This is a genomic window from Amycolatopsis deserti, from assembly GCF_014653945.1.
GTDB lineage: Bacteria > Actinomycetota > Actinomycetes > Mycobacteriales > Pseudonocardiaceae > Amycolatopsis_E > Amycolatopsis_E deserti.
This window is the reverse complement of sequence record NZ_BNAU01000004.1, coordinates 444,484-470,746: the sequence shown is the minus strand read 5'-3', so window position 1 is coordinate 470,746 and position 26,263 is coordinate 444,484. Positions and strand designations below refer to the sequence as shown.

The following is a 26,263-nucleotide window of genomic DNA, read 5'->3' as shown; positions in this document are numbered from 1 at the left end:
TTACGGTATCGCTAACTTGTTCTCACTAGTGTGGACCACGCGCCGTTGGGAAGTCGCACTGATGTCGTCTTGACAACAGTGAGTTTGCCCGGCGGCGTGTCGCCGGTGAGGAGGAGGGGTGCGTGCCGAGCAACGACCAGCCCGAGTGGCCGTCCGAAGACGCTGACGTCGCTGACGTCTCCGCCGAGGCGAAGCCCACTGACGGTGGCGCGACGGCCCAGCTGCCGGTGCCCGGCGAGGTCTCGCTGCCCGAGTCGCCGACGCTGTTCGTGCCGGTGCCGAAGCCGCCCGAGCCGGACGCCGAGAGCACGCAGGTGATCGACCTGCGGCAGGAGCAGAAGACCGAGCCGCACCAGCTTCCGAAACCGGAGCCCCGGCCGGCCCCGGCGCCGCCCGAACAGGCCGCACAGCCGGAGCGTCCCCGCCCGCAGCCCGCCGCGCCGAACCCCGAACGCCGGCAGAGCCCGCAGCCCGCGCCGAACGCCGAGCACCCGCAGGGCGAGCCCAGCCCCCGGCCGCAGCCGGTGCCACCCGCCGCGGCTCCGCTCATGCAGCCGATGCGCATCGAGCCCAGCGGCGAAATCCACCCCGCCGAGGCGACCACCGGCGAGGAGAAGCCGCCGGCCGAGCCCGAGGCGAAGCCCAAGCGCCGCCGCAAGCGTGTGCTGGTCAGCAGTGCCCTGGCACTGATCCTGGTCATCGCGGTGGGCGCCGCGCTCGCCACGCCGTACGTCTCCAACCGCCTCGGCCTGCCCTGGGCGCCGAACCTGCCCAAGGGCGACACCCCGGAGCCGGTCCCGGTGGCCCTGTCGCTGAAGGCGCCCAGCGAGTCGGCGCCCCAACCGTCGTCGTCCGGGGTGTCCGGGGCGCTGGCCGGTCCCGCCGCCAGCCCCGCACTGGGCACGCTCACCGGCGCGGTGATCGACCCCGAGACCGGCGAGCTGCTGTGGGACCGCAACTCCGGCCAGTTCCGCACCCCGGCCTCGACCACCAAGCTGCTGACCACCGCCGCCGCGCTGCTCGCGATGGACCCGGGCACGCAGCTGAGCACCAAGGTCGTGCAGGGCGCCTCGCCGGACACCGCGGTGATCGTCGCGGGCGGGGACATCACGCTGTCCTCGCTGCCGGCCGGGCGGCAGTCGGTGTACTCCGGCGCCGCCCACCTCGACGACCTCGTCGCGCAGGTCGAGCGCGCCAGCGGTGGCGCGATCAAGAAGGTGCAGATCGACACCTCGATCTGGTCCGGTGCCCAGACCGCACCGGGCTGGGCGCCCGACGACGCGCCGATCTACACCGCCGCGATGACGCCGGTGATGCTCGACGGCGGCCTCACCGACCCGGCCAACGACCACTCGATGCGCGTCGCCCAGCCGGCGAACACCGTGCTGCAGACCTTCGCCCAGCGCCTCGGCGCGAGCGCGGCCGGTCCGGCGAAGGCGTCCCAGGGCGCGAAGGTGCTCGGCGAGGTGAAGTCGGCGCCGCTGAGCGAGCTGATCGCGCACGCGCTGGAGGCCTCGGACAACACCCTCGCCGACGCGATCGGCCGGATGACCGCGATCGCCACCGGCGCCGAGGCGTCGTTCGCCGGCGCCGCGCAGGCGACGCTGTCCGTGTTGTCCCAGAACGGGTTCGACGTGTCGCAGGTCAAGCTGAGCGACAACAGCGGACTGTCCCCGCAGAACAGCGTCCCGGCGAAGCTGCTCGCGCAGGTCCTGGCGGTCGCCGCCGGGCCGGACGACAAGGACCCGCGCACCGCGAAGCTGCGCCCGATGCTGGCCGGGCTGCCGGTGGCCGGCGGCAGCGGCACCCTCGCCGGCCGCTACAACGCGGCGAACTCCCGCTCCGGCAAGGGGTGGGTTCGCGCGAAGACGGGCACTCTGTCCGGGGTCCACACGTTGGCAGGGGTAGTGCTGGACGAGGACGGCCGGGTCCTGGTGTTCGCGTTGATGTCCGACGGCGCCGACCAGGATCCCGCGCGGGCGGCACTGGACGTCGTCGCGGCCTCGCTGCGGGGCTGTGGCTGCCGATAGCTTCGGAAAGGTGTGAACACCATGAGCGAGGTCGCGTCCCGGCCGGTCGTGGACTGGTCGCTGGCCGCCGCAACGGGCGCGTTCCTCGCCCGCGGCGGGCCGGTGGTCTCCCGCGAGGAGGCCGGACTGGCCGTGACCGAGCTGCGTGAGCTGACGGTCGACGCCGAGGCCCACGTCCGCGACCTGACCGGGCTGGGCGCCGGGCTGCCGCTGCTCCCCGGTGACGTGGTGGACCGGCCCGGCTGGGTGCGCTCGGCCGCGGCCGGGCTCGACGCGCTCACCGCGAAGGCGTTGCCGCCGAACCCGGCCGGCCCGCTCGGGCCCGTCCTGGCCGGTGGCGCCGGCGTGCAGACCGGTGTGGTGCTGGCCTTCCTGGCCTCCCGCGTGCTGGGCCAGTACGACCCGTTCGGCGGGCCGGACGGCGCCGGGCGGCTGCTGCTGGTGGCGCCGAACGTGGTCACCGCCCAGCAGGCGCTGCAGGTGCCGGGCCGCGACTTCCGGCTGTGGGTGTGCCTGCACGAGAGCACGCACCGGCTGCAGTTCACCGCCGTGGACTGGCTGCGCGACTACTTCGCCGACGAGGTGGAACGGCTGGTCAGCGGCCTCACCAGCGACACCGACGGGATGACCGACCTGCTCGGTCGTCTGCCGGACGCGCTGCGCGAGGCCCGGCGCGCCAAGGCCGACGGGCTGGTGGCGGTCGGGCAGCTGCTGCGCTCGCCGGAGCAGCGTGAGGTGTTCGACCGCCTGCTGGCGCTGTCCACCCTCCTGGAAGGGCACGCGGACTACGTGATGGACGCGGTGGGGCCGAGCGTGGTGCCCAGCGTCGAGACCATCCGCGCGCGGTTCACCGAGCGGCGCAAGGGCGGCGGCCTGCTGGACCGGCTGCTGCGGGCGCTGCTCGGCGTGGACGCCAAGATCCGCCAGTACGCGCAGGGCGCGGCCTTCACCCGGCACGTGGTCGGCCGGGTCGGGATGGCCGGGTTCAACGCCGTCTGGACCTCGCCGAACACGCTGCCGACCCGGGCCGAGATCGCCGATCCCGAGGCGTGGGTGCGGCGCGTCCACCCGTGACCGGCCCGCACCCCGCGGTCGCCGCGGTGCGCCGCGCGGTGCGGAACTTCCTGGCGGGGTGCCCCGAGGTGCCCGCGATCGACGTCGCGTTGTCCGGTGGGGCGGATTCCCTGGCGCTCACCGAGGCCGCCGTCTTCACCGGGCGAGCGCTCGGGCTGCCGGTGCGCGCGCTGGTCGTGGACCACGGGCTGCAGCCGGATTCGGCACGCGTGGCCGCGGAGGCGGCCGGGGTCGCGCGCAAGCTCGGGGTCGACTCCGCCGAGGTGCTGACCGTCGAGGTGACCGGCCCGGGCGGGCCCGAGGCGGCGGCCCGGAACGCCCGGTACGCCGCACTGCGCGCGCACCACCGCGGGATCGTCCTCCTCGGGCACACCCGGGACGACCAGGCCGAGACCGTGCTCCTCGGGCTCGGCCGCGGCTCCGGCCCGCGCTCGATCGCCGGGATGCGTGCTGTGGATCTCCCGTGGGGTAGGCCACTTCTCGACCTGCCCCGCGCGACCACGCGGGAGGCGTGCCACGCGCTCGGCCTGACCCCGTGGGAGGACCCGCACAACAGCGATCCGCGCTACACCCGGGTGCGCCTGCGCACGGAAGTGCTGCCACTGCTGGAAGACGTCCTCAACGGCGGGGTCGCGGCCGCGCTCGCCCGCACCGCCGCCCAGCTCAGGGAGGATTCCGAGGCGCTCGACTCGCTCGCCACGGACTTCCTGGCGCGGCACGGAAAACCGGACATCGCGGCCCTGTCCCCGCTGCCGGCATCCCTCCGGCGGAGGATCCTGCGGAACTGGCTCACCGCGCACGGCGCGCGCGGCCTCACCGACGCCCACCTGCGGTCCGTCGACGCGTTGGTCGGCGACTGGCGTGGTCAGGGCGGAGTTTGGCTACCCGGCGGCTTGGTGGTGACCCGGACGCATGGCAGGCTTGCCATGAATCCACCGGAAACAAGAGGGGACTGACCCGTGTACGAAGGCGAGATCGCCTCCGTCCTCATCACCGAGCAGCAGATCAACGACAAGATCACCGAGCTCGCCAAGCAGATCGCCGCGGACTACGAGCGCGAAACGACTGCCGGCGACCTGCTGCTGGTGGGGGTGCTCAAGGGCGCCGTCATGTTCATGACCGACTTCGCCCGGGCGCTGCCGATGCCGGCGCAGCTGGAGTTCATGGCCGTCTCCTCGTACGGTTCGTCCACGTCGTCCTCCGGCGTGGTGCGGATCCTCAAGGACCTCGACCGGGACATCACCGGGCGGCACGTGCTGATCGTCGAGGACATCGTCGATTCCGGACTCACCCTGTCCTGGCTGCTGAAGAACCTGGCGAGCCGCAACCCGGCGTCGCTGGAGGTCGTCACGCTGCTGCGCAAGCCGGAGGCGGTGAAGGTGGACGTGCCGGTGCGCTACGTCGGGTTCGACATCCCGAACGAGTTCGTCGTCGGGTACGGCCTGGACTACGCGGAGCGCTACCGCGACCTGCCCTACATCGGCACGCTTGATCCGAAGGTGTACGGGGCCTGAACACGGTGCGTGAGCACCGGAAATTCGTGAACCCGAACGTGCCGGAACGCGTCATAACCGTCGGTGCGGTGCGTTAACCTACGCGAACGAGGGTGACGCGCCGCGATGCGGTACGGACGTGGGGTAGGGAGAACTGATGGGGAGCTACGCGGACGCCGCGGCGTTCCGGAACGCCGCCGTGAACGGTCAGCTGGGGGTCGACCCGGACGCCGCGCAGACGGTTCTGAAGAAGATCCGCCTCGGCAAGGACCAGGTGGAGAACCTGCTGCGCAACGCCGGAGCCCTGGCCGAACCGCCGAAGCTCGGCAACAACCCGGTGGGCAACGCCATCGCCGCGAAGTTCGTGCAGCGCGCCGACGGGGGCGGCGAGTCGTACGCGACCGCGCTGCGCAACCTCTACAACCAGTACCAGCAGGCCGAGGACGCCATCGTCGCGGCGATGAGCCACTACGACAAGATCGAGCAGGCCGCCGAGGACGCGCTGGCGTCCGGGCGTCAGGTCTGAACCCGGGGGGACGATCACGATGACTTCTCCGAGCAGCGAGCCCAGAGTCGACGCCGTCCAGCTGGGCGACAACGGCGAGTCCGCCGCGCTGGTGCAGCAGGCGCGCAACAGCGCGGGCGGGTTCACCTACGGCGGCGACCGGGCCATCGGCAGCCCGCCGAACTGGGCCTCGCAGGAGAGCAACCAGCTCTACCTCGGCGCCACCCAGAACAACGACCCGGCCACGGCCGAGGCCACCGGACGGCAGTGGCAGTCGCACGGCGACAGCCTGCACCAGGCCGCCGACGACCTGTACAACGCGATCACCGAGCTGGGCAACGCGTGGATCGGCCAGGGCGCCGGGTCCGCGCAGGGCGCGCTGGTCGGCATCGCGAACTCCAGCAAGCAGGCCGGCGACGCGGCGCACACCATGTCCAGCCGCATGGCGCAGCAGGCCGCCGCGGCCGCCGAGGTCAAGAAGATGCCGGCGCCGAAGGAGTTCGACCCGGCCAAGCAGACCGCGGCGATGCTCGCCGGCGGCCCGGCCGCGATGGTCGCGGACATGAAGGTGCAGGCCGACGAGGCCCGCGCCGTGCACGCGCAGCAGGTCCAGTACTTCAACGCCTACACCCAGGCGATGTCCGAGGTGGACAGCGCGACCCCGAGCTTCGGCCCGGAGTCGCTCGGCCTGCCCGCGGACGGCCGCTTCGGCAGCACGTCGGCGCAGTCCGTCGGCGCCGGTTCGGGTGCGGTTCCCGGTGGTCTCGGTTCGGTCGGGATCGGCCCGGTCGGCGGTGTCACGGCCGGGATCCCGGGTGGCGGCGCGGCCGGCTTCGCCACCGGCGGCCAGCCCGGTGGTGTCCCGGGGCCGCACGGTGTTCCCGCGCCGCCGGCTCCGGCGCCCGGCTCGGTCTCCGGCGCGGGCCAGGTGGCGGCGCCGACGTCGTCCGGCGGTGGCGGCTCGGCGGCGCTGGGCGCGGCGGTCGGTCTGGGTGCCGCGGGTCTGGCCGCGGTGGGCGGCAAGGCCGCGCTCGGCCGGGGCAGCAAGTCCGGCGCCAAGGAGCGCCCGGCCGCCGACGAGACGGCGGCCAGCTCGGACCAGTCGCAGCAGGCCCACGGCGCCACGCAGCAGCAGGCCCAGCAGAGCCTGATGAACACCGGTGGCACCATCGGCGGGGCGGGCACCCCGCCGCCCGCCTCGGGCATGGGTGCCGGCGGCGCGCAGGGCGCCGAGGACGAGGAGCACACGCGGGCTTCCTTCCTCGTCGAGGCCGACCCGGACGAGGCGTTCGGCGCCAACGTGGCGACCGCGCCGCCGGTCATCGGGGCCTGGAACGACGAGGACGACCGCTGATCCGGCGCAACCGCGCGAACCCGGAAAGAGGGACTTGATGGTGCGAGCGGAGCTGCTCACTCCGCTGGAACTGGACTTCCTGTGGGAGTCCTTCGGAGCAGGGGAACTGCCGTACCCGCTGGAGGTGCGCTCGCACGGCGCGACGATGGACGAGCGCGCCCAGCTGCGGCGGCAGACCCTGGACCGGCTGGCCGCGCGCGGCGCCGTCGACGGCCGGGGCCGTCCCGCGCCGCACGTCGAGGAGTTCTTCGAGGTGCTGTCGGGGTCGGAGACCAGCCTGGACAGCGTGCACATCACCGCGCCCGACGCGCGGCCGCTGCTCGCCGTGGCGGCGGCGCTGGCCGGGCGCGGTGTGCTCGCGGTGCACGACGAGCGGGGCTTCCACTTCCAGCCGATGCCGGCGGACGGCCTCGCGAGCGCCATCGTGTCGCTGCTGCCCGCCGCGCCGCGGGGCACCGAGAAGTCGATCACCGTGCCGCTCGAGCAGCTGATGACGGCCACCGGGGCCGACTTCCTGCAGCGCCGCCCCGCGGGCGGCGACCGCACCGGCGCGGACGACGACCGCAAGGCGCTGGCCCGGCTGCAGGCCCAGCCGCGGCTGCGTGGCGGGCAGATCGGCGCCAACGCCCGCAGCCGCAGCGGCGCGAAGACCCGCCCACCGGTGCTGAGCTGGTTCGACACCGACGGCGGCCGCTACTTCACGCAGGCGAGCCGCGGCCACGACGGCCGCGACTGGATCACCATCGCCCCCGCCGACGCACCGACGCTGCGGCACCGCCTCGGCGAAATGCTGGTCCGGGCCGCCGGCGAGACCCTCATGCCGGGGGGTGCCTGGTGAACCACCTGATGGAGGCTGGTCGCGGTCGCGGTCGGCTCGCCCCCGCTGGGGTGGCAATTCCGCGGACGCGGGCCGCCGGCGAGACCCTGACGCCGGGGGGTGCCTGGTGAACCGCCCCGAGTTCTTCACCCCGATGACCTTCGACTTCCTCTGGGAGGCGGCCGGCATCGGCGAGCTGCCCTACCCGCTGCAGGTCCGCTCGCACGGCGCGACCATGGACGAGCGTGCCAAGCTGCGCCAGCGGGCCCACGACGAGCTGAAGGCCCGCGGGCTGCGCGACCACTACGGCCGCCTCGACCCGCGGGTCGAGGACTGGTTCCGGGTGCTGTCCCAGCCGACCACCAGCATCGACGCCGTGCACATCCCGGACTTCCAGGTGCCGCCGGTTTCGATCCTCGCCGCCACCGACGGCACCCTCGGCGTGGTGGCGATCCAGGACGCCGACGGCATCTGGATCCGGCCGGCCTTCCCCGAGGGCCTGGCCTCGACGGTCGTCGACCTGCTGCCGCCGGGCACGCGCGGCACCGAGGCTTCCATCACACTTCCGGTCGACGAGGCACTGCGCATCCCGCCGGCCAGGGCGGCCGTGCCGGTCGGCGGCGACCCCAAGCCGCGGCGCCGGTCGCTGTCCGAGGGGCCGTCGGACCCGCGCGAGGCCTACGCCCGGCTCGCCGGCCAGCCCCGGCTGCGCGGTGGTCAGCTCGCCGCGAACAGCCGCTCCGAGGTGAACGGTCGTCGCAGGTCACCGGTGCTGGGCTGGTTCGACACGGCCACCGGCCGGTACCTGAGCCTGTCCCGGCCGGGCGCCGACGGGCGCGAATGGGTGACGGTGTCCTCGGCGGACGCCAAGACGCTGCGCACCAGGCTCGGCGAGATGGTGGCGAGCGTCACATCCGAGCCGGGCTACTGACGCGAACCGCCCCGGGGAACCAGACCGCGACACCGGCCGTTGACCTGCTTGAGACTCGTGCAGGTGCCCATGTCGGCCGGACTGTACCCTGGATGGACGGGGTGTTCCTCGCACACCGCAAGTTGTTGTCTACACCGTGACGGCGGCTGTGACATCTAACCGCCTAGCCAGGGAGGGTCGAGGCCGAACGGCCGAGGCATATGGACCGGAAGCGCCTGCTCAGGAACCCGCTGCTGTGGATCGTCGCGGTTGTGTTGATCTTCCTCGCGGTCAACACCCTCTTCGACAGCGACCGTGGTTACACCCAGGTCCCCACTTCACAGGCGATCGCCCAGATCAAGGGCAACAACGTGAAGGAAGCCAACCTGGAGGACAAGGAGCAGCAGCTCAAGCTGTCGCTCACGAACAAGATCGACGTCGACGGCCAGCAGGTCGACCAGGTCATCACATCGTTCCCGTCCGACGGGGCGCGACCGATCTACGACCTGCTGATCGACAAGCCGAACGTCAAGTTCACCACCACGGTGACCCAACAGGGCTTCTTCACGCAGATCCTGTACTACATCATCCCGCTCGGCCTGCTGCTCCTGCTGCTGATGTGGATGATGAACAACGCCCAGGGCGGCGGCAACCGCGTCCTCAACTTCGGCAAGTCCAAGGCCAAGCAGCTGAACAAGGACATGCCGAAGACGACGTTCAACGACGTGGCGGGTGCCGACGAGGCGGTCGAAGAGCTCTACGAGATCAAGGACTTCCTGCAGAACCCGGCCCGCTACCAGGCGCTGGGCGCGAAGATCCCGAAGGGCGTGCTGCTCTACGGCCCGCCCGGCACCGGTAAGACGCTGCTCGCGCGCGCGGTCGCCGGTGAGGCCGGCGTGCCGTTCTACACGATCTCCGGTTCGGACTTCGTCGAGATGTTCGTCGGTGTCGGCGCCTCCCGGGTGCGCGACCTGTTCGAGCAGGCCAAGCAGAACGCCCCCTGCATCATCTTCGTCGACGAGATCGACGCGGTCGGCCGCCAGCGCGGCGCCGGCCTCGGCGGTGGTCACGACGAGCGCGAGCAGACGCTGAACCAGCTGCTCGTCGAGATGGACGGCTTCGACTCGCGCGGCGGCATCATCCTGATCGCCGCGACCAACCGCCCGGACATCCTGGACCCGGCGCTGCTGCGCCCGGGCCGCTTCGACCGGCAGATCCCGGTGTCCGCGCCGGACCTGGCCGGCCGCCGCGCCATCCTCGAGGTGCACTCGAAGGGCAAGCCGCTGGCGCAGGGCGTCGACCTGAACGCGCTGGCCAAGCGCACCGTGGGCATGTCCGGTGCCGACCTGGCCAACGTCATCAACGAGGCCGCGCTGCTCACCGCCCGCCAGAACGGGCACGTGATCACCGACGCGGCGCTGGAGGAGTCGGTCGACCGGGTCATCGGCGGGCCGGCGCGCAAGAGCCGGATCATCTCCGAGCAGGAGAAGAAGATCACCGCCTACCACGAGGGCGGGCACGCGCTCGCCGCGTGGGCGATGCCGGACCTCGAGCCGGTCTACAAGCTGACCATCCTGCCGCGCGGCCGGACCGGTGGGCACGCGCTGGTCGTCCCCGAGGACGACAAGCAGCTGATGACCCGCTCCGAGATGATCGCCCGGCTGGTGTTCGCGATGGGTGGCCGCACCGCCGAGGAGCTGGTCTTCCACGAGCCGACCACCGGCGCGTCCTCCGACATCGAGCAGGCGACCAAGATCGCCAAGGCGATGGTCATGGAGTACGGCATGAGCGCCCGCCTCGGCGCCGTGAAGTACGGCCAGGACCAGGGTGACCCGTTCCTGGGCCGCTCCGCGGGGCGTCAGGCGGACTACTCGCTCGAGGTCGCGCACGAGATCGACGAAGAGGTCCGCAAGCTCATCGAGACCGCGCACACCGAGGCGTGGGAGGTGCTCAACACCTACCGCGACGTGCTCGACGACCTGGTGCTGGAGCTGCTGGAGAAGGAGACGCTCAGCCGCAAGGACCTGGAGCGGATCTTCGCCACCGTCGAGAAGCGGCCGCACATCACCGTCTTCAACGAGTTCGGTGAGCGCACCCCGTCGGACAAGCCGCCGATCAAGACCCCGGGCGAGCTGGCGATGGAGCGCGGCGAGCCGTGGCCGCCGCCGGAGAAGAAGCCGGCGCCGCGTCAGGTGCCGACCCCGGTCGGGACCGCGCCGGGCGGCGGTGACCTGCCCGGTGGCCCGCCGTACAGCCAGCCGGAACCGCCGTCGAACCCGTACGCGCCCCCCGGTGGGGGCGGCAACAACTACCCGCCGCCCAACGGTGGCGGCCGCCCGTACGGCCCGAACGGCACCGGCCAGTGGCCGCAGCCCTACGGCGGTGGCGGCCAGTCCGGCCCGCCGAACTACGGTGCGCCTCCGGGCTGGACCCCGGCGACCCAGCCGGGTGGCCAGACGCCGTGGCGCCCGAACCAGGGCGAGCAGCCGCGGCAGGGTGACTGGTTCGGTGGTTCCGAGGAGGGCCAGGGCCAGCACCGGCGGAATTCCGACGAGCAGGACGGTCAAGATCGACAGTGAGCTGACGCCCGGGGAGGGACCGGTCTTCGATCAGGCGCGCGCCGAGAAAGCGGTGCGTGAACTGCTGGAGGCCGTGGGCGAGAACCCGGACCGGGAGGGCCTTCGGGACACCCCGGCCCGGGTCGCTCGTGCCTACCGGGAGATGTTCGCCGGGCTGTACACCGACCCGGCGGAGGTGCTGGCCCGCACCTTCGACGAGTCGCACGAAGAGCTGGTGCTGGTCACCGACATCCCGATGTACAGCACGTGCGAGCACCACCTGGTGCCCTTCCACGGCGTCGCGCACGTCGGCTACATCCCGAACAGCCACGGCAAGGTCACCGGCCTGTCGAAGCTGGCCCGGCTGGTCGACCTCTACGCCAAGCGCCCGCAGGTGCAGGAGCGGCTGACCTCGCAGATCGCCGACGCGCTGGTGCGCAAGCTCGAGCCGCGCGGCGTGATCGTGGTGGTCGAGGCCGAGCACCTGTGCATGTCGATGCGCGGCATCCGGAAGCCGGGCGCGCGCACCACCACATCCGCGGTGCGCGGCATGCTGCAGACGTCGGCGACCTCCCGGGCGGAGGCGCTGGAACTGATCAAGGGCCGTCGATGACCACCGGGGTGCCGGACCGCTGTCTGGTGATGGGCGTCCTGAACGTCACGCCGGACTCGTTCTCCGACGGCGGCCGGTACCTCGACCTGGGTTCCGCGCTGGCCCACGCGCACGAGATGTGGGAGCGCGGCGCGGACATCATCGACGTGGGCGGCGAGTCCACGCGTCCCGGTTCGTCGCGAGTGGACGCCGAGACCGAGATCGCCCGCATGCTGCCCGTCGTGCGCGCGCTGGCGGCCGACGGCCTGCGCCTCTCGGTGGACACCACGCGCGCGGCGGTCGCGGAAGCGGCGCTGGACGCGGGTGCGGAGATCATCAACGACGTCTCGGGTGGCCTGGCCGATCCGGACATGGCGAAGGTAGCCGCGACCAGCCAGGCGCCGTGGGTGCTGATGCACTGGCGCGGGCACAGCAAGGACATGAACGCGCTCGCGCGGTACGACGACGTGGTCGAGGACGTGCGGCGCGAGCTTCGGGCGCGAGTCGACGCGGCGCTGGCCGCCGGGGTCGCGGCGGAGAAGATCGTCATCGATCCGGGTCTGGGGTTCGCCAAGCGAGCCGAGCACGACTGGGCGCTGCTGAACGGGCTCGAGACGTTCCTCGGCATGGGGTTCCCGGTGCTGGTGGGCGCCTCGCGCAAGCGGTTCCTGGGCAGTCTGCTGGCGGACGCCGACGGTGAGCCACGCCCGCCGGACGGCCGGGAGGACGCGACGGCGGCGGTGTCGGCGATCGCGGCGGTGAAGGGGGCGTGGGGCGTGCGGGTGCACAACGTGGGTGCGTCGCTGGACGCGGTCGCGGTGGCCGCGGCGTGGAGGCGCGGGCGTGCCTGACCGGATCACGCTCACCGGGCTGCGTGTGTTCGGGCGGCACGGGGTGTTCGAGCACGAGAAGCGGGACGGGCAGGACTTCGTCGTCGACATCGTGGCGTGGCTGGACCTCGCGCCCGCCGCCGCTTCCGACGACCTGACGCAGACGCTGCACTACGGCGAGCTGGCCCAGCTGGCGGCGGACATCGTCGGCGGCGAGCCGTACGACCTGATCGAGAGCGTGGCCGGCCGGATCGCCGACGAGGTGCTCAAGGATTCGCGGTTGTCCGCGGTCGAGGTGACCGTGCACAAGCCGTCCGCGCCGATTCCGTTGAACTTCCAGGACGTGGCCGTGACCGTGCACCGGGAGCGTGTGTGAGGGCGGTCCTGTCGCTGGGCTCGAACCTCGGCGACCGGTTGGCGTACCTGAAGTCCGTGGTGGACTCGCTGGGTTCCGCCGTGGTCGCGGTGTCCAGTGTGTACGAAACGGAACCGTGGGGTGTGGTGGACCAGCCGGACTTCCTGAACGCGGTGTGCATTGTGGACGATCCCGAGCGGGACGAGTGGGCGTGGCTGCGGGCGGGCCAGGAGCTGGAACGCCGGGCCGGCCGGGTGCGCGAGGTGCGGTGGGGGCCGCGCACGCTGGACGTCGACGTGGTGACGGTGGACGGAGTGCGCTCGGACGACCCGGAGCTGCTGCTGCCGCATCCGGGCACGCCCGAGCGCGCCAGCGTGCTGATCCCGTGGCTGGAAATCGACCCCGACGCGGTGCTGCCCGGCCACGGACCGGTCCGGGACCTGTTGCGGGCTCGCCCGCAATCCGACCGCAACTCGGTCCGCTTGCTGCACCCCTTCCCGCGCTGACCCTGGCGTCAGGCGCGCAGCGCCGCCGTCAGCCACTCCACCGCGGGCACCCGTGTCGGCACCTCGGGCCAGCCGTTCATGATCGCCATCAGCTGCCAGTACCGCTCGGCCCGCCGATCGGTCCCGACCGCGATCCGGTCCGCCACCGAATTCCGGAACGCGCGATCACCCGGATCCTGCCCCTCCGCCGCCCACGCGCGCGCGATGTCGTCGGCCAGCTCGCGCCCCTCCGGCGAATCCGGCGGCAGCCCGGCCTCCAGCGCCTTGTGCGCCCGCTCGCTCCACTCGATCCACTCCGACTGCGCCGGCACGGTCGCCGTGCCGGCGCGCAGGTCGTCGGCGTGCCGTTCGCTCATCCGCCGGGTCACCGCGCGGAACTCCGGATCCTGGATCAGCTCGGCGAACTCGATCCACGCCTCCAGCTGCTCGGGCGACGGATCGTCGGGCAGCGCGGGCTTCGCCGTGCGCATCCGCTCGTAGAACTCCGCGTCGACGGGCAGGCCCTCGGTCACCTCGTGCCAGAACTCGTCGAGCAGGCGGGCCCGCTCTTCGTCGGACATCGCCGCCAGCCTGTTCATCAGCTTCACTTCCTCCAGCTCGGATTCGCGTTTCACGACCGCACGCAGGACCGCGCGCCGCAGCCGCAGCCTGCGGATCTGCTCGTCGAGCGCGTCGATGTGCCGGCGGGCCAGGCGGGGGACGCTCGTCTCCCGCGCCAGCACCGCCGACACGTCGGCCAGACCCAGGCCGAGTTCGCGCAGCGTCTTGATCAGTTCCAGCTGGGCCATCGCCGTGACGTCGTAGAGCCGGTAGCCGGAACTCGTGCGGTCGGCGGGCGGGAGCAGCCCCTCGTCGGAGTAGAACCGGATGGTCTTGACCGGCAACCCGGTCCGCCGGCTCAGCTCGCCGATGGTGAACGTCCCGTCCGCGCGTCCCATGCTCAACCCTCCAGCCAGTGGAGAGTCAACTGTGCCACGATCACCTGGGTACCGTGGCGGTATGCACTTCACCCGGCCCCGTGAACTGGTGATCGCCGGGCTGATCGGGCTCGTGGTGGCGTACCTGTTGTTCCGGTTCGCCTACGGGGATCTGCCCCGCGTGCCCCGGCCGGTCGGCATCACGTTGTTCGTGCTCGCGGTGATCGAAGTCGCACTGGCGTTCACGATGCGGTCCCGGGTCCGGTCCGGCCGGCTCGTCAACGCGGTCTCGGCGGCGCGCACGGTCGCGCTCGCGAAGGCCTCCTCGCTCCTCGGCGCGATCATGCTCGGCGCGTGTGCCGGGATCGCCGGCGCGCTGATCCCGCGGGCGTCGGAGCTGGCCGCGGCGTCGAGCGACCTCCGCAGCGTCGCCATCGGGGCGGTGTGCGCGGCCATGTTGATCGCCGCGGCGCTGTGGCTGGAGCACTGCTGCCGCACGCCGGAAGACGACGAAAGTGATCCCGATCATCACCCGACCGGTTAACGCGGGGAACCGACCGCTCGAAGTACCAACTAGGTCTCAGACGCATAACTAGCGGGTACGGTGTTGGTCATGACTGGCGAGGGTGACGAGACGCGCGGCCGCGTCGTGGGCGGGCCGTGGTTTCTCATCGGCCTCGTCCTCGCGGTCGGCGCCACGATTCCGCTGGTACTGGCAGACGACGTCCGCTACATGCGGCTGGGCATCGTCGCCGCGTTGTGGGCAGCGCTGATCGGCGCCTTCCTCGCCGTGCGCTACCGCCGCCAGGCGTCGACCACCGAGGAGGCCGTCGCGCAGGCGCAGGAGGTCTACGAGCTGGAGCTCGAACGCGAGATCGCCGCGCGGCGCGAGTTCGAGCTGGAGGTCGAAGCCGAGACGCGGCAACGGATCGAGTCCGAGTCCCGCAGCGAACTGGACGCGTTGCGCTCGGAAATCGCGTCCCTGCGGGACAATCTGCAGAGCCTCTTCGGTGGCGAGGTGCTGCTGGAGCGCGTCGCGCTGACCGCGCAGGCGACCCGGATGCGGGCGCTGCGCGAGGAGCAGCGGGTCGTCGAGTCCGGCACGAGCCAGCCGCCGCAGCTCACCGCGGCGAAGAAGCGGGAGATCACCGACCGGCCGACCGAGTTCATCGAGCGGGTGCGGGAGAAGGAGCCGGTGCGCACCGGTGGCCGTCCGAGCGCGCCGGAGCCGCGGCGGCCCGAGGTGTCGATGGACCTTCCCGTCCGCCGGGTCGCGGGCGCCGAGCCGGCCGATCCGGAGCGCACACGCGTCCAGCCGGCGGCGAAGAAGGCGGAACGCCCGCAGGCCCGGCCGGTCGAGCCGAGCCGTCCCGCGCCCAGCCGGCCCGAGCGGCTGCGCCCGGCCAACGCGACGGCGCCCGTCAAGCGTGAGCCGCCGCGGGTCGAGCAACCGACGCAGGTGGCGAAGGCGGTCGCCCCGGACTGGACCCCGCGAGCCGAACGCTCGGCGAGGGACCTGTCGGCGGCCTTTCCCACGCGCGTGACGCGACCGGTGAAGCCCGAGCCGGTGGGTGTGGAACCGCCGGTGACGCCCGAGCCGCCGCGTGCGGAGACGGCGCGCGTGGAGCCGGTGGTGAAGCCTGAGCCGCCGCGCGCGAAGCCGGTGGTCGAGCCCGAGCCGGTGGTCGCGGTGCCGGAGGACCACCCCGTGGTCAACGAAACGTTGCCGGTCGAGGTCCGACGGCTGGCGCAGCAGGGCAGGCCAGGTGGCCGTCGCCGACGCGCGGAGGAGGACGAGGCGCCCGCCGGCCGCCGCTCGGCGGGTGCTCCGGCCGGGGACGTGGAGTCCGCGGGCCGCCGCTCGGCCGCGAGTGCTGGGCTCGGCGGGGACCAGGTGCCCGCCGGCCGCCGCTCAGCGGCTCCTGCCGAGACGGTGGAGTCCGTGGGCCGCCGCTCGGCCGCTGCGCTGGGCGGGGACGAGGTGCCCGTGGGCCACCGCTCGGCCGCAGGCTCTGCTGGCGGCGACGAGGAGTCCGTGGGCCCCCGCTCGGCGACGGGTGCGTTCGGCCGGGATGAGGAGTCCGTGGGGCGCCGCTCGGCGGCGGGTACTGCTGCCGGGGACGAGGAGCCCGTGGGGCGCCGTTCGGCCGCGGGTGCCGCGCTCGCCGGCCGACGGTCGGCCGAGTCGAGCGGGTACCGCTCCGCCGCCGCGATCTCGGGGCGCCGCTCGGCCGAGGCATCCGGCTCGTCGGGCCGCCGCCACCGCCCCGAGGAGGAGCCACCGTCCCCCACGAGCACCGGCCGCCGGGCGAAGCCTGAGCCGGAAACCTCACGCGGCCGCCGCGCCGCGGTGGAGGAGGACACCGGATCCCACTCGGCGGGCCGTTCGGTGAGCGAACTACTGGCGGCCAACGGCAAATCGGCAACCCCCCGACGCCGCCGCCGAGCCGAAGACTGACGCGGCAACCACCGGGCAGGGAACTTTTGCCCCGGCTGCCGGGAAGGTTCCGCGCCGAGGCCGCGGATCTGTGGTTGCCCGGAGGGGCCGAGCTGCCACGCCGATAGCGAAGGTGACAGCCGGGCGGGAACGCTTTGCGCCCGGAGCCGCCGATCTGTGGTGGTTGCCGGAAGCGCGGCTGCCGCGCCGGGCTGGCTGCCGCCGGGCTGCCGCGCTGCCGCGCCGGGCTGCCTGGCCGCCGTGTCGCCGCGCTGCCGCCGCGCTGCCGCCGTGCGACCGCGCTGCCGCGCCGGGCTGCCTGCCGCCGTGCCGCCGCGTCGCCGCCGCGTCGCTGGGCGCGGTCATGCGTGCGGTGTGGCGCCCCCGCCCACCGGCGACCAACCTCGCTGCGCCCCCCGCCAAGCCCGGGCGAGGTGGGGCCCGCCCGCGGAACCGGTCACCGTAAAGTGCCGGGCTGTGACGGCACCCCCTCGCAGGCTCACCGTGCTCCTGCCCGTGCTCGGCCTCGTCGTCCTGGCCGCGTGCGGGCTGACCGTCCTCGGCCTGGTCACCGTGCAGGTCGGGCCCGTCGCGGTGGCCATCGGCGTCGCCGCGGCGCTGGGTCCCGTCGCGGTCGTCGTGGCGACCATCCTGTGGGCCGACCGCTGGGAGCCGGAGCCCGCGAAGTTCCTCCTCGTCGCCTTCTGCTGGGGCGCCTGCGTCGCCGCGATCACCGCCCTGCTGATCAACAACACCGCCGAAACCGTGGGCGACCTGCTGCTCGGCGAAGGCGGCGGCAGCAAGCTCAGCGCCCTCCTGTCCGCCCCGCTCGTCGAGGAGGCCGCGAAGGCCTCGTTCGTGCTCGCGATCCTCCTCCGCCGCGCCGACGAGTTCGACGGGATCATCGACGGCGTCGTCTACGCCGGCTTCACCGCCGCCGGCTTCGCGTTCACCGAGAACATCTACTACTTCGGCCGCGCCTTCGCCGACTACGGCTTCGGCGACGCCACCAGCACCGGCGTGATCGCCGCGTTCGTGCTGCGCGGCGTGATGTCACCGTTCACGCACCCGCTCTTCGCCGCCATCACCGGCATCGGCCTCGGCTACGCCGCCCGCGCCGACAACCGCACCGTCAAGATCCTCGCCCCGCTCGGCGCCTACCTCGCCGCCGTCCTGCTGCACGCCCTGTGGAACGGCGCGGCGGTCCTCGGCGGCGCACAGACGTTCCTCAACGTCTACTTCCTGATCATGGTGCCGATGTTCATCGCCGTCGTGCTGCTCGTCCTCCTGCACCGCCGCCGCGAACAACGCATCGTCACCGCCGCGCTGCCCGCCATGGTGCAGGCGCGGCTGATCGCGCCGTCCGAGGTCGAGCTGCTGTCCACGCTCGCCGGCCGCCGCGAGTGGCGCCGCCAGGCCCGGCGGCAGTCCGGGCGGGACGCGGCGAAGGCCGTCGCCCGCTACCAGGCCAGCGTGACCGAGCTTGCGTTCCTGCGCCGCCGCAAGGCGACCCCGGACCACGAGCAGCGCAAGCGGGAACTGCTCGACACGCTGCGCACTTCCCGCGCCGACGCGGTCCGGCTGGCGGGTGAAGGCAGTCATACCGGGTGAACCGGGTCGGGTGAAGCTGGTCACCTGCCGCCGACCCGGGGCGTTTCCGCGAGCTACCCTCGCCCCGTCGTCCGGTACCCGCGCCAGGAGCGGGACTGGAACGAGCTGAGGAGTTCTGCTGCCATGAGCGTCCACAGGGGCACGCCGTGAGTCGTCCCGCCAGGCTCGGCGTCGGGGTGATCTCCGCCGGCCGCGTGGGCAGCGTCGTCGGCGCCGCGCTGGCCCGGTCCGGGCACACCGTGGTCGCCGCCTCCGCTATCTCCGCCGCCTCCCAGGCCCGCGCCGAGCGCATGCTGCCCGGCGTCCCGCTGAAACCGCCGGACGAGGTCGCCGCGACCGCCGACCTCGTGCTGCTCGCCGTGCCCGACGACGAACTCGCCGGCCTGGTCCGCGGCCTGGCCGCCACCGGGTCCTGGCGGCCCGGCCAGATCGTCATCCACACCTCCGGCGCGCACGGTCTCGACGTGCTCGCCCCGGCCGCCGAAGCCGGCGCGCTGCCGCTGGCCCTGCACCCGGTCATGACCTTCACCGGCCGCTCCGAGGACCTGGACCGGCTGACCGCCTGCAGCGTCGGTGTCACCGCCACCGCCGGGGACGAGGCCGCGTGGAGCGTCGGCGAGGCGCTGACCGTCGAGATGGGCGCGGAACCGGTGCGCGTCCCGGAAGCCGCCCGCGCGCTCTACCACGCGGCGCTCGCGCACGGCGCCAACCACCTGATCACGCTCGTCGACGACTGCGCGGACCTGTTGCGTGGCGCGGGAATCGGCAACGCCGAGCGCATGCTGGGCCCGCTGCTGTCGGCGGCGCTGGACAACGCGCTGCGCCACGGCGACCGGGCGCTGACCGGTCCGGTCGCCCGCGGTGACACCGGTACGCTGCGCAAGCACCTCGGCGTGCTCGAAGCCACCGAGCCCGCGATCGTGCCCGCCTACACCTCCCTCGCCCGGCGCACCGCGCAGCGAGCCGAAGCGGCCGGCCTGCTCGACGCCGGTGCCGCCGCCGAGATCACCGAACTCCTCGAAAGGCCGGAACACCCGTGACCACACCGAAATTCAGCCGCGGGCAGCTGAACACCTACCAGACGCCCGGCGACGTCCACCGGGTCACCGCGGCGCTGCACTCGGTGGGCCGCAAGGTCGCGCTGGTGCCGACCATGGGCGCGCTGCACGCCGGCCACCGCGAGCTGATCCGCCGCGCCAAGCGCCTGCCGAACACCGTCGTCGCCGTGTCGATCTTCGTCAACCCGCTGCAGTTCGGCGAGGGTGAGGACTTCGACGCCTACCCGCGGCCGCTGGAGCGCGACCTGGAGATCCTCGCCGAGGACGGTGTCGAGATCGCGTTCGTGCCCAAGGTCGGCGACCTCTACGCCGAGGGCCACGCGGTGACCCTGCACCCCGGCCCGCTCGGCGACGAGCTGGAGGGCGCCCACCGCCCCGGCCACTTCGCCGGTGTGCTGACGGTGGTGGCGAAGCTGTTCCACATCGTCACGCCCGACTACGCGTTCTTCGGCGAGAAGGACTACCAGCAGCTGGTCCTGATCAAGCGGATGGTGCGCGACCTGAACCTGGACGTCCGGGTGATCGGCGTGCCTACGGTGCGCGAATCCGACGGGCTGGCCCTGTCCTCGCGCAACGTCTACCTTTCGCCGGAACAGCGGGAATCGGCCGTGGTGCTGTCCGCGGCGCTGGCGGCGGGCGGGCACTCCGGTCCGAAGGGCGCGGACGCGGTGCTCGCGGCGGCGCGCGAGACGCTGGCCGCCCGTCCCGAGGTCGACGTCGATTATCTGGAGTTGCGGGGAACCGATCTCGGTCCCGCACCCGTCGATGGGGAAGCACGGTTGCTGATCGCCGCCCGCGTGGGGCGGACCCGGCTGATCGACAACGTCCCGGTGGTGCTGGGCGCGTCGGAGGAAGAGGGATAACCATGTACCGCACGATGCTGAAGTCGAAGATCCATCGCGCGACGGTCACCCAGGCCAACCTGCACTACGTCGGGTCGGTCACGATCGACGAGACGCTGATGGAGGCGGCCGACCTGCTGCCAGGCGAGCAGGTGTCCATTGTGGACGTCACGAACGGCGCGCGGCTGGAGACCTACGTCATCCCCGGCGAGCGCGACAGCGGCGTCATCGGGATCAACGGCGCGGCCGCCCACCTCGTGCACCCGGGCGACCTGGTCATCCTGATCTCCTACGGGCAGATGGACAACGCCGAGGCCGCCACTTACCAGCCGCGGATCGTGTTCGTCGACGACGAGAACCGGATCAAGCACTCCGGCAGCGACCCCGGCCACGCACCCGCGGGCTCGGGCCTGGTGAGCGGCAGCATCCCGATCGCGTCGCCGGACCGGGAGAACCCGTTCCCGGTCGCCGAGACCGTCGACGCGGCGCGCCTGGACGCACTGCTGCACACCGAGAGCTGACCGCAGGTGCTCCTGACGATCGACGTCGGCAACACGAACATCGTGCTCGGCCTGTACGAGGGCCGGGGGGACGCGGCCAAGCTCGTCGGTGACTGGCGGATGCGGACCGACGCGCAGATGACCGCCGACGAGCTGGCGCTGACCATGCGCGGCCTGCTCGGCGAGCACGCCGACGCGATCACCGGGATCAGCGCGCTGTCGACCGTGCCCGCGGTGCTGCGCGAAATGCGGGTCATGCTCGCGCGCTACTACGCGCGGGTGCCGAAGGTCGTCGTCGAGCCCGGCGTGCGCACCGGCGTCCCGCTGCTCGTCGACAACCCGCGGGAGGTGGGCGCGGACCGGCTGGTCAACACGCTCGCCGCGCACCACCTGTACCGCACGGCGTGCGTGGTCGTGGACTTCGGGACCTCGACCAACGTCGACGTCATCTCCGCGAAGGGCGAGTTCCTCGGCGGCGCGTTCGCGCCCGGCATCGAGATCTCGGTCGACGCGCTGGCCGCGCGGGCCGCGGCGCTGCGCAAGGTCGAGCTGGCCCGGCCGCGGTCGGTGATCGGCAAGAACACCGTGGAGTGCCTGCAGTCCGGCATCGTGTTCGGGTTCGCCGGTCAGGTCGACGGTCTGGTGCGGCGGATCGTGCGGGAGCTGACCGAGCGCACCCACGAGCCGGTCACGGTGCTCGCCACCGGCGGCCTCGCGCCGCTGGTGATCGGCGAGTCGGAGACGATCACCGAGCACGTGCCCGACCTGACGCTGCTGGGCCTGCGCCTGGCCTTCGAACGCCAGACGCGTTAACGGCGGACCGCGCGCAGCACGGTCGTCACCAGCGGCAGGTCGAATTCGCCACCGGCGGTGTCCGGGTGGGTGCGGAGGAATTCCAGCAGCTGCTCCCGCGTCCGCGTGCGCTCGTCCGCCTCGGCGACGATCAGGTGGGAATGCGTGGAGATCGTTTCGACCAGGCTTTCGGGTGTGCGCCGGTGCGCGTGCCGGAAAGTCTTCTCCTCGAACGGACCGAACGCCGGGTGCTCGCCCAGTTCGGCCACCCACCGGGCGCGCCGGACGAAGCCGGCGAGTCGCGCCATTTCGGCGACCCACGGCACGGAATCGTCGTTGCCGTTCCACAGCCCGGCCACCACGCCGCCAGGCCGCAGCACGCGGGCGATCTCGGTGAGCGCGGCGTCGATGTCGAACCAGTGGAACGCCTGACCGGCCAGCACCGCGTCGGCGCTGGCATCGGGCAGCGGGATCCGTTCGGCCGTCCCGTCGAGAACCGCCACGTCCGGGTGGTGCCGGGTGAATTCGGCACGCATCCCCGGGTCCGGCTCCACCGCCGTCACGTGCAGGCCGAGCGCGCGCAATCCGCCGGTGAGCTTGCCGGTGCCCGCGGCCAGGTCGACCACCTCGGCGGCCTGCGGCGGCACCGTCCAGCGCAGTGCGTCGAGCGGGTAATCCGGACGGTGTTCGGCATACGCGTCCGCGCGTCCCCCGAATGAGCGGGACCGCCGGTTCCAGAGCTCACGCTCCGCGGATGAAGTGGCTTCGCTCACTCGCGCGATGCTATCGACGAACATGCGCTGGTCGATACAGGTAATCCGGTTGGCCTAGTCGGAACGGCCTTGAATACCCTGTCCGCATGACGGATTCCCCCTCCCCGGAGCGCCCGGTGCCCGCTGACGACCTGCCCGAGCAGATGCGGGTCCGTCGGGCCAAGCGCGACCGGCTGCTCGCGGAGGGCGTGGAGCCGTACCCGGTGGAAGTGCCGCGCACCCACACGCTCGCCGAGGTGCGCGCGGCCCACCCGGACCTGCCCGCCGACACGGCCACCGGCGAGGTCGTCGGCGTGACCGGTCGCGTCATGTTCTCGCGCATCGGGGGAAAGCTGTGCTTCGCGACCCTGCGCGAGGGCGACGGCACCGAACTGCAGGCGATGATCAGCCTCGCGAACGTCGGCGAGGAGGCGCTGGCCGCCTGGAAGTCCGACGTCGACCTCGGTGACCACGTCTACGTGCACGGCGAGGTCATCACCTCCAAGCGTGGCGAGCTGTCGATCATGGCCGACGAATGGCGGATGGCCGCGAAGGCGCTGCGCCCGCTGCCGGTCGCGCACAAGGAGCTGGCCGAGGAGACGCGCGTCCGCCAGCGTTACGTCGACCTGATCCTGCGCCCGCAGGCCCGCGACGTGGTGCGCACGCGCGCGTCGGTGGTCCGCTCGCTGCGGGATTCCTTCCACCGCCGCGGTTTCACCGAGGTGGAAACGCCGATGCTGCAGACGCTGCACGGCGGCGCGTCCGCCCGGCCGTTCGTCACCCATTCGAACGCGTTCGACATCGATCTGTATCTGCGGATCGCGCCGGAGCTGTTCCTCAAGCGGTGCGTGGTCGGCGGGATCGAGAAGGTCTTCGAGATCAACCGCAACTTCCGCAACGAGGGCAGCGACTCCTCGCATTCGCCGGAATTCGCGATGCTGGAGTACTACGAGGCCTACGCCACCTACGACACCAACGCGGTGATGACGCGCGAGCTGATCCAGGAAGCCGCGCAGGCCGTTTTCGGCGGTCTGGAGGTCACGCTCGCCGACGGCACGCCCTACGACCTGTCCGGCGAATGGACCTCGCTGAGCATGTACGACTCGTTGTCGGACGCGCTCGGTGAAGAAGTGACGCCGGAAACGTCGGTCGAGAAGCTGCGCGGGTTCGCATCGGCGCGCGGTCTGGAGGTCGATCCGAAACTCGGCCACGGCAAGCTGGTCGAGGAACTGTGGGAGCACCTCGTCGGCGATCACCTGCACGAGCCGACTTTCGTGCGGGATTTCCCGATCGAGACCTCGCCGCTGACCCGGCAGCACCGGACCAAGCCCGGTGTGGCCGAGAAGTGGGACCTCTACGTCCGCGGATTCGAGTTGGCCACCGGATACTCCGAGCTGGTCGATCCGGTGATCGAGCGGGAAAGATTGCTGGATCAGGCCCGGCAGGCCGCGGCCGGCGATAGCGAAGCGATGCGCCTCGATGAGGATTTCCTGCGTGCGCTCGAGTACGGAATGCCACCGAGTGGTGGCGTGGGAATGGGCATCGATCGCTTGCTGATGGCCCTGACCGGCCTGGGCATCCGGGAGACCATCCTCTTCCCCCTGGTACGCCCCGAATAGCAGGCAGGAACTGGTCACGGTATCGGTAACGTGATTTGCGTGCTGCCCTGATTCCGGGTATTAATGTCCTAGTCAATGGCTTCTGGTCAGGGCGCCTGCCCCTGCCCGATCATTCGTGGCTGGCCTAAAACAGGAGGAAACACATGGCACAGAAGGTGCTGGTGTCGCTCATCGACGACATCGACGGCTCGGAGGCGGACGAGACCGTCGAGTTCGGACTGGACGGCATCTCGTACCAGATCGACCTGTCGGCGGAAAACGCCGAGGAGCTCCGTGACGCGCTGGCCCAGTACGTCGAGCACGCGCGGCGTGCCGGTGGCCGCAAGCGGGGCACGGCGGGTCGTCAGCCGGCGGGCAAGGTGGCGGGCCGTTCCGCGTCGGTCGACCGCGAGCAGAACCAGGCCATTCGGGCCTGGGCGCGCAAGAACGGGTACCAGGTTTCCGACCGCGGGCGTATCCCGTCGGAGGTCGTGGAGGCCTACCACAAGAAGAACTGAGCGCAGTTCGGGTAAAGAGGGGCGTGAAGAGCCGCCGGGGATTCCCGGCGGCTTTTTTCATTGTGCGGCAGGTTGTACATGGTTCTGTCCCGGCGGGTCATTCGCGAGCGGCTGTCGCTTTTGTTCAAGACGGCGGCGCCGCGATTCGGCTGAATGGAGGCATGACCGACCTTCGACCGATGCTGGAGCGGGCTGCGCGCGAGTTCACCGCGCTGCTCCGCGCCATCGAACCAGCCCAACTGGACAACCGGACGCCCTGCACCGAATACGACGTGCGGGGCCTGCTCAACCACCTGCTTTATTGGGGGCCGTGGATGGCGGCGGCCCTGCGACGCGACCCGGCGCCCGAGGCCGCCGGCGGCGAGCGGGACACCGATCTCACGCAGAGTGACTGGCTGGGCGAGCTGTGCACGCTTGTGGATGGAATTGTGGATGCCTGTGGACGGCCGGGGGCGCTCGAGGGCACCACGAAGTTCGGCGGTTCGGAGATGCCGGCGCCGATGATCGCCGAAATGGCGCTCACCGAATGGGTGGTGCACGGATGGGACCTCGCCCGCGCGACGGGCCACCCGCTGACGGTGGACCCCGCGACGGCGGAGGCCCTGTTCACCTCAGCCCAGGCGACGGCGGAGCAGGCGCGGGAGATGAAGATCTTCGGACCGGAGGTGCCGTGCTCGGCGGAGGCGCCGCCGCTGGACCGGCTGGTGGCGCTGACGGGCCGCGATCCGGGCTGGCGGAGCTAGGGGCGTTCCGGTGTGGGGTTGCCATCGGGTGGTGCACCACGTGCCACCCGGTGGTCGTGCCCCGGCGGCGTGCTGGCGATGGCTGAGTGGTGCACGACGTGCCGCCCATTGGCCGCGCCCGGGCGCCGCGCGGCGACGGCCGAGCAGGCGCGGGAGATGAAGATCTTCGGGCCGGAGGTGCCGTGCTCGGCGGAGGCGCCGCCGCTGGACCGGCTGGTGGCGCTGACGGGCCGCGATCCGGGCTGGCGGAGCTAGGGGTGTTCCGGCCGCGGGGCGCACGATCGGCGGCGGCTGCCGCCGGACCGACCTGCGGCCGGCGCCCACCGGCGCCTTCCGGCTACGGGCCCGTCGCCGGGTGCAGCCCCGAAACCCGCCCCACCCCGATCTCCGAAATCCGCCGTGTGGTGAAAGTCACCGGCGGCAGGTGCGCGGGCAGCCCTCGCAGAGAGGCTGCTCCGGCAGCAGGTACGAAAAACAGCAGCTCTCCCGCCGCCGGGCCCACCCGTCCTCCGTCTGCCTAAGCCGGGTCGACGCCGTCAGCGGCGGGTAGCGCTCGTCGAGCACGAGCTGCGCGTCCGCGACGCCCGCCTCCTCGTCGCCGGCGTACAGCCCGGCCCACCACAGCGTGCTGTCCAAGGCATCCGTCGCCGCCGCCCAGAGCATCCGGCGCCCCAGCCGGCTGACCGGGGCGTAGGCCTGCACGAACTGCGCCGCGTGCGCCGTGTACCGGGCGCGCAGCACCGCGGCCAGCGCCTTCTCGTCCGCGACCACCGTCGCTTCGGGCAGGTCCGCCGCCGGGTCGCCGGGCAGGCAGTAGAACTCGTGCCCCAGCACCGCCACACCTTCGGGGTGCGGACGGTCCGCGCACAGGCGGAAGGCGAGTTCACCCGGCCGCAGCATGGGTACTCGCCGTTCGTGATGGAGCAGCAACGCACCGGTGAAGGCCGGCACGTGCAGATACCACGACATGACGAATCCCGCGGTCGTCCGGTCGGGTGCCTCGCCGAAGTTGGCCCGCAACCACTCACCCAGGAGCTTGCGCCACACGTCGAACCGCGCGGGGTCAGCCAGCAGGTCGCCGCAGCGCAGCCAGGTGCCCGTGCCGGGCAGGTCGGTGCGCACTTCCATGCGGTCCTGCAGGGCGGCCACCCTCGTGACTGACGCGTCGAGAGCGCCCAGCGCGGTGTCGATGGCGGACCTCCCTAGTTGGTTAGGTTGGCCTTACCTTACTCAATCCGGGCGGAAGCGTCAGCCCCGTCCTCCTGACGGGGGTGTTCGCGGTGAGCGGACAAACCGGGGCTCGCGGAATCGCGGGGAGAAGTCCCGCGTTGGACCCTTACGTCAGCTACCAGCGCAGACTCATCGCCGGGAGATTCCGGCATCTACATCAGCTGTGACCTAATCCGCCCCAGTGGTAGTCCGGTGGGACCGCATGGCTACTACAGTGGACTCACGGTGCTGAATCCATCGC

At 72.2% G+C, this 26,263-nt stretch carries 27 protein-coding genes; 24 read left to right on the top strand and 3 right to left on the bottom strand.

The window, feature by feature from the left end; translation table 11 throughout:
* The first annotated feature begins 122 nt into the window (after positions 1–122).
* From dacB to folK, 13 genes are all read left to right on the top strand, one after another.
* Complete coding sequence (gene dacB, locus IE290_RS20235; protein ID WP_191246167.1) at positions 123–2,030, top strand: D-alanyl-D-alanine carboxypeptidase/D-alanyl-D-alanine endopeptidase; 1,908 nt, start codon at positions 123–125, stop codon at positions 2,028–2,030.
* A gap of 21 nt (positions 2,031–2,051) precedes the next feature.
* Positions 2,052–3,104, top strand: a complete 1,053-nt coding sequence (locus IE290_RS20230) for an Rv3626c family coenzyme F420 biosynthesis-associated protein (protein ID WP_191246166.1) — start codon at positions 2,052–2,054, stop codon at positions 3,102–3,104.
* The gene (gene tilS, locus IE290_RS20225) at positions 3,101–4,060 is read left to right on the top strand and encodes a tRNA lysidine(34) synthetase TilS (RefSeq protein ID WP_191246165.1); all 960 of its coding nucleotides are present in this window, start codon (positions 3,101–3,103) and stop codon (positions 4,058–4,060) included. Before IE290_RS20230 ends, tilS begins: the two co-directional genes overlap by 4 nt.
* A gap of 3 nt (positions 4,061–4,063) precedes the next feature.
* On the top strand, positions 4,064–4,618 hold the full coding sequence (hpt, locus tag IE290_RS20220; RefSeq protein WP_191246164.1) for a hypoxanthine phosphoribosyltransferase: 555 nt from the start codon (positions 4,064–4,066) through the stop codon (positions 4,616–4,618).
* A gap of 136 nt (positions 4,619–4,754) precedes the next feature.
* Positions 4,755–5,123, top strand: a complete 369-nt coding sequence (locus tag IE290_RS20215; protein ID WP_017985440.1) for a hypothetical protein — start codon at positions 4,755–4,757, stop codon at positions 5,121–5,123.
* A 19-nt stretch (positions 5,124–5,142) separates the two neighbouring features.
* Entirely contained in the window at positions 5,143–6,456 is a 1,314-nt protein-coding gene (locus IE290_RS20210) for a hypothetical protein (protein ID WP_191246163.1), read from the top strand.
* A 37-nt stretch (positions 6,457–6,493) separates the two neighbouring features.
* Positions 6,494–7,294 carry an ESX secretion-associated protein EspG gene (locus IE290_RS20205; protein WP_191246162.1) on the top strand — a complete coding sequence of 267 codons (801 nt, stop codon included), beginning with the start codon at positions 6,494–6,496 and terminating at the stop codon, positions 7,292–7,294.
* 106 nt (positions 7,295–7,400) lie between these two features.
* Positions 7,401–8,204 (top strand): ESX secretion-associated protein EspG, encoded by an 804-nt coding sequence (locus IE290_RS20200; RefSeq protein WP_191246161.1) that lies wholly within the window; start codon positions 7,401–7,403, stop codon positions 8,202–8,204.
* Between the two features lie 200 nt (positions 8,205–8,404).
* The gene (gene ftsH, locus IE290_RS20195; RefSeq protein ID WP_191246160.1) at positions 8,405–10,762 is read left to right on the top strand and encodes an ATP-dependent zinc metalloprotease FtsH; all 2,358 of its coding nucleotides are present in this window, start codon (positions 8,405–8,407) and stop codon (positions 10,760–10,762) included.
* Complete coding sequence (folE, locus tag IE290_RS20190) at positions 10,752–11,354, top strand: GTP cyclohydrolase I FolE (RefSeq protein WP_229874634.1); 603 nt, start codon at positions 10,752–10,754, stop codon at positions 11,352–11,354. Before ftsH ends, folE begins: the two co-directional genes overlap by 11 nt.
* Positions 11,351–12,184 carry a dihydropteroate synthase gene (gene folP, locus IE290_RS20185; RefSeq protein WP_191246159.1) on the top strand — a complete coding sequence of 278 codons (834 nt, stop codon included), beginning with the start codon at positions 11,351–11,353 and terminating at the stop codon, positions 12,182–12,184. The genes folE and folP overlap by 4 nt, the downstream gene beginning before the upstream one ends.
* A complete protein-coding gene (gene folB, locus IE290_RS20180) occupies positions 12,177–12,539 on the top strand; it encodes a dihydroneopterin aldolase (RefSeq protein ID WP_191246158.1) in 363 nt (120 codons plus the stop codon). Before folP ends, folB begins: the two co-directional genes overlap by 8 nt.
* Positions 12,536–13,024, top strand: coding sequence for a 2-amino-4-hydroxy-6-hydroxymethyldihydropteridine diphosphokinase (gene folK, locus IE290_RS20175; RefSeq protein ID WP_191246157.1), 489 nt, complete (start codon positions 12,536–12,538; stop codon positions 13,022–13,024). Before folB ends, folK begins: the two co-directional genes overlap by 4 nt.
* Positions 13,025–13,032: 8 nt before the next feature.
* On the opposite strand, the gene IE290_RS20170 is transcribed toward folK, so the two are convergent.
* A complete protein-coding gene (locus IE290_RS20170) occupies positions 13,033–13,962 on the bottom strand; it encodes a helix-turn-helix domain-containing protein (RefSeq protein ID WP_191246156.1) in 930 nt (309 codons plus the stop codon).
* A 61-nt stretch (positions 13,963–14,023) separates the two neighbouring features.
* On the opposite strand from IE290_RS20170, the gene IE290_RS20165 reads away from it, so the two are divergent.
* From IE290_RS20165 to IE290_RS20135, 7 genes are all read left to right on the top strand, one after another.
* A complete protein-coding gene (locus tag IE290_RS20165) occupies positions 14,024–14,485 on the top strand; it encodes a DUF3180 domain-containing protein (protein ID WP_191246155.1) in 462 nt (153 codons plus the stop codon).
* A 69-nt stretch (positions 14,486–14,554) separates the two neighbouring features.
* The gene (locus IE290_RS20160) at positions 14,555–16,399 is read left to right on the top strand and encodes a DUF6779 domain-containing protein (RefSeq protein ID WP_191246154.1); all 1,845 of its coding nucleotides are present in this window, start codon (positions 14,555–14,557) and stop codon (positions 16,397–16,399) included.
* Between the two features lie 483 nt (positions 16,400–16,882).
* Positions 16,883–17,989: a PrsW family intramembrane metalloprotease gene (locus IE290_RS20155; RefSeq protein ID WP_191246346.1), complete on the top strand. Its 1,107-nt coding sequence runs from the start codon at positions 16,883–16,885 to the stop codon at positions 17,987–17,989.
* Between the two features lie 95 nt (positions 17,990–18,084).
* Positions 18,085–19,029 carry a Rossmann-like and DUF2520 domain-containing protein gene (locus tag IE290_RS20150; protein ID WP_373300481.1) on the top strand — a complete coding sequence of 315 codons (945 nt, stop codon included), beginning with the start codon at positions 18,085–18,087 and terminating at the stop codon, positions 19,027–19,029.
* Complete coding sequence (gene panC / locus IE290_RS20145) at positions 19,026–19,910, top strand: pantoate--beta-alanine ligase (protein ID WP_191246152.1); 885 nt, start codon at positions 19,026–19,028, stop codon at positions 19,908–19,910. Before IE290_RS20150 ends, panC begins: the two co-directional genes overlap by 4 nt.
* 2 nt (positions 19,911–19,912) lie before the next feature.
* Positions 19,913–20,410 (top strand): aspartate 1-decarboxylase, encoded by a 498-nt coding sequence (gene panD / locus IE290_RS20140; protein WP_191246151.1) that lies wholly within the window; start codon positions 19,913–19,915, stop codon positions 20,408–20,410.
* A 6-nt stretch (positions 20,411–20,416) separates the two neighbouring features.
* On the top strand, positions 20,417–21,202 hold the full coding sequence (locus tag IE290_RS20135) for a type III pantothenate kinase (RefSeq protein WP_191246150.1): 786 nt from the start codon (positions 20,417–20,419) through the stop codon (positions 21,200–21,202).
* On the opposite strand, the gene IE290_RS20130 is transcribed toward IE290_RS20135, so the two are convergent.
* Entirely contained in the window at positions 21,199–21,954 is a 756-nt protein-coding gene (locus tag IE290_RS20130) for a class I SAM-dependent methyltransferase (protein WP_191246149.1), read from the bottom strand. The genes IE290_RS20135 and IE290_RS20130 overlap by 4 nt on opposite strands.
* 86 nt (positions 21,955–22,040) lie before the next feature.
* Here IE290_RS20130 and lysS point away from each other — a divergent pair, with 86 nt between their 5' ends.
* From lysS to IE290_RS20110, 4 genes are all read left to right on the top strand, one after another.
* The gene (gene lysS / locus IE290_RS20125; protein WP_191246148.1) at positions 22,041–23,552 is read left to right on the top strand and encodes a lysine--tRNA ligase; all 1,512 of its coding nucleotides are present in this window, start codon (positions 22,041–22,043) and stop codon (positions 23,550–23,552) included.
* Positions 23,553–23,695: 143 nt separating this feature from the next.
* Positions 23,696–24,049, top strand: coding sequence for a histone-like nucleoid-structuring protein Lsr2 (locus tag IE290_RS20120; RefSeq protein ID WP_017985420.1), 354 nt, complete (start codon positions 23,696–23,698; stop codon positions 24,047–24,049).
* 161 nt (positions 24,050–24,210) lie between these two features.
* A complete protein-coding gene (locus IE290_RS20115) occupies positions 24,211–24,792 on the top strand; it encodes a TIGR03086 family metal-binding protein (RefSeq protein ID WP_229874611.1) in 582 nt (193 codons plus the stop codon).
* A 78-nt stretch (positions 24,793–24,870) separates the two neighbouring features.
* Positions 24,871–25,047: a hypothetical protein gene (locus IE290_RS20110; RefSeq protein WP_229874610.1), complete on the top strand. Its 177-nt coding sequence runs from the start codon at positions 24,871–24,873 to the stop codon at positions 25,045–25,047.
* 156 nt (positions 25,048–25,203) lie between these two features.
* Here IE290_RS20110 and IE290_RS20105 read toward each other — a convergent pair whose 3' ends face one another.
* Complete coding sequence (locus IE290_RS20105) at positions 25,204–25,941, bottom strand: (2Fe-2S)-binding protein (protein ID WP_191246147.1); 738 nt, start codon at positions 25,939–25,941, stop codon at positions 25,204–25,206.
* Positions 25,942–26,263: the final 322 nt, after the last annotated feature.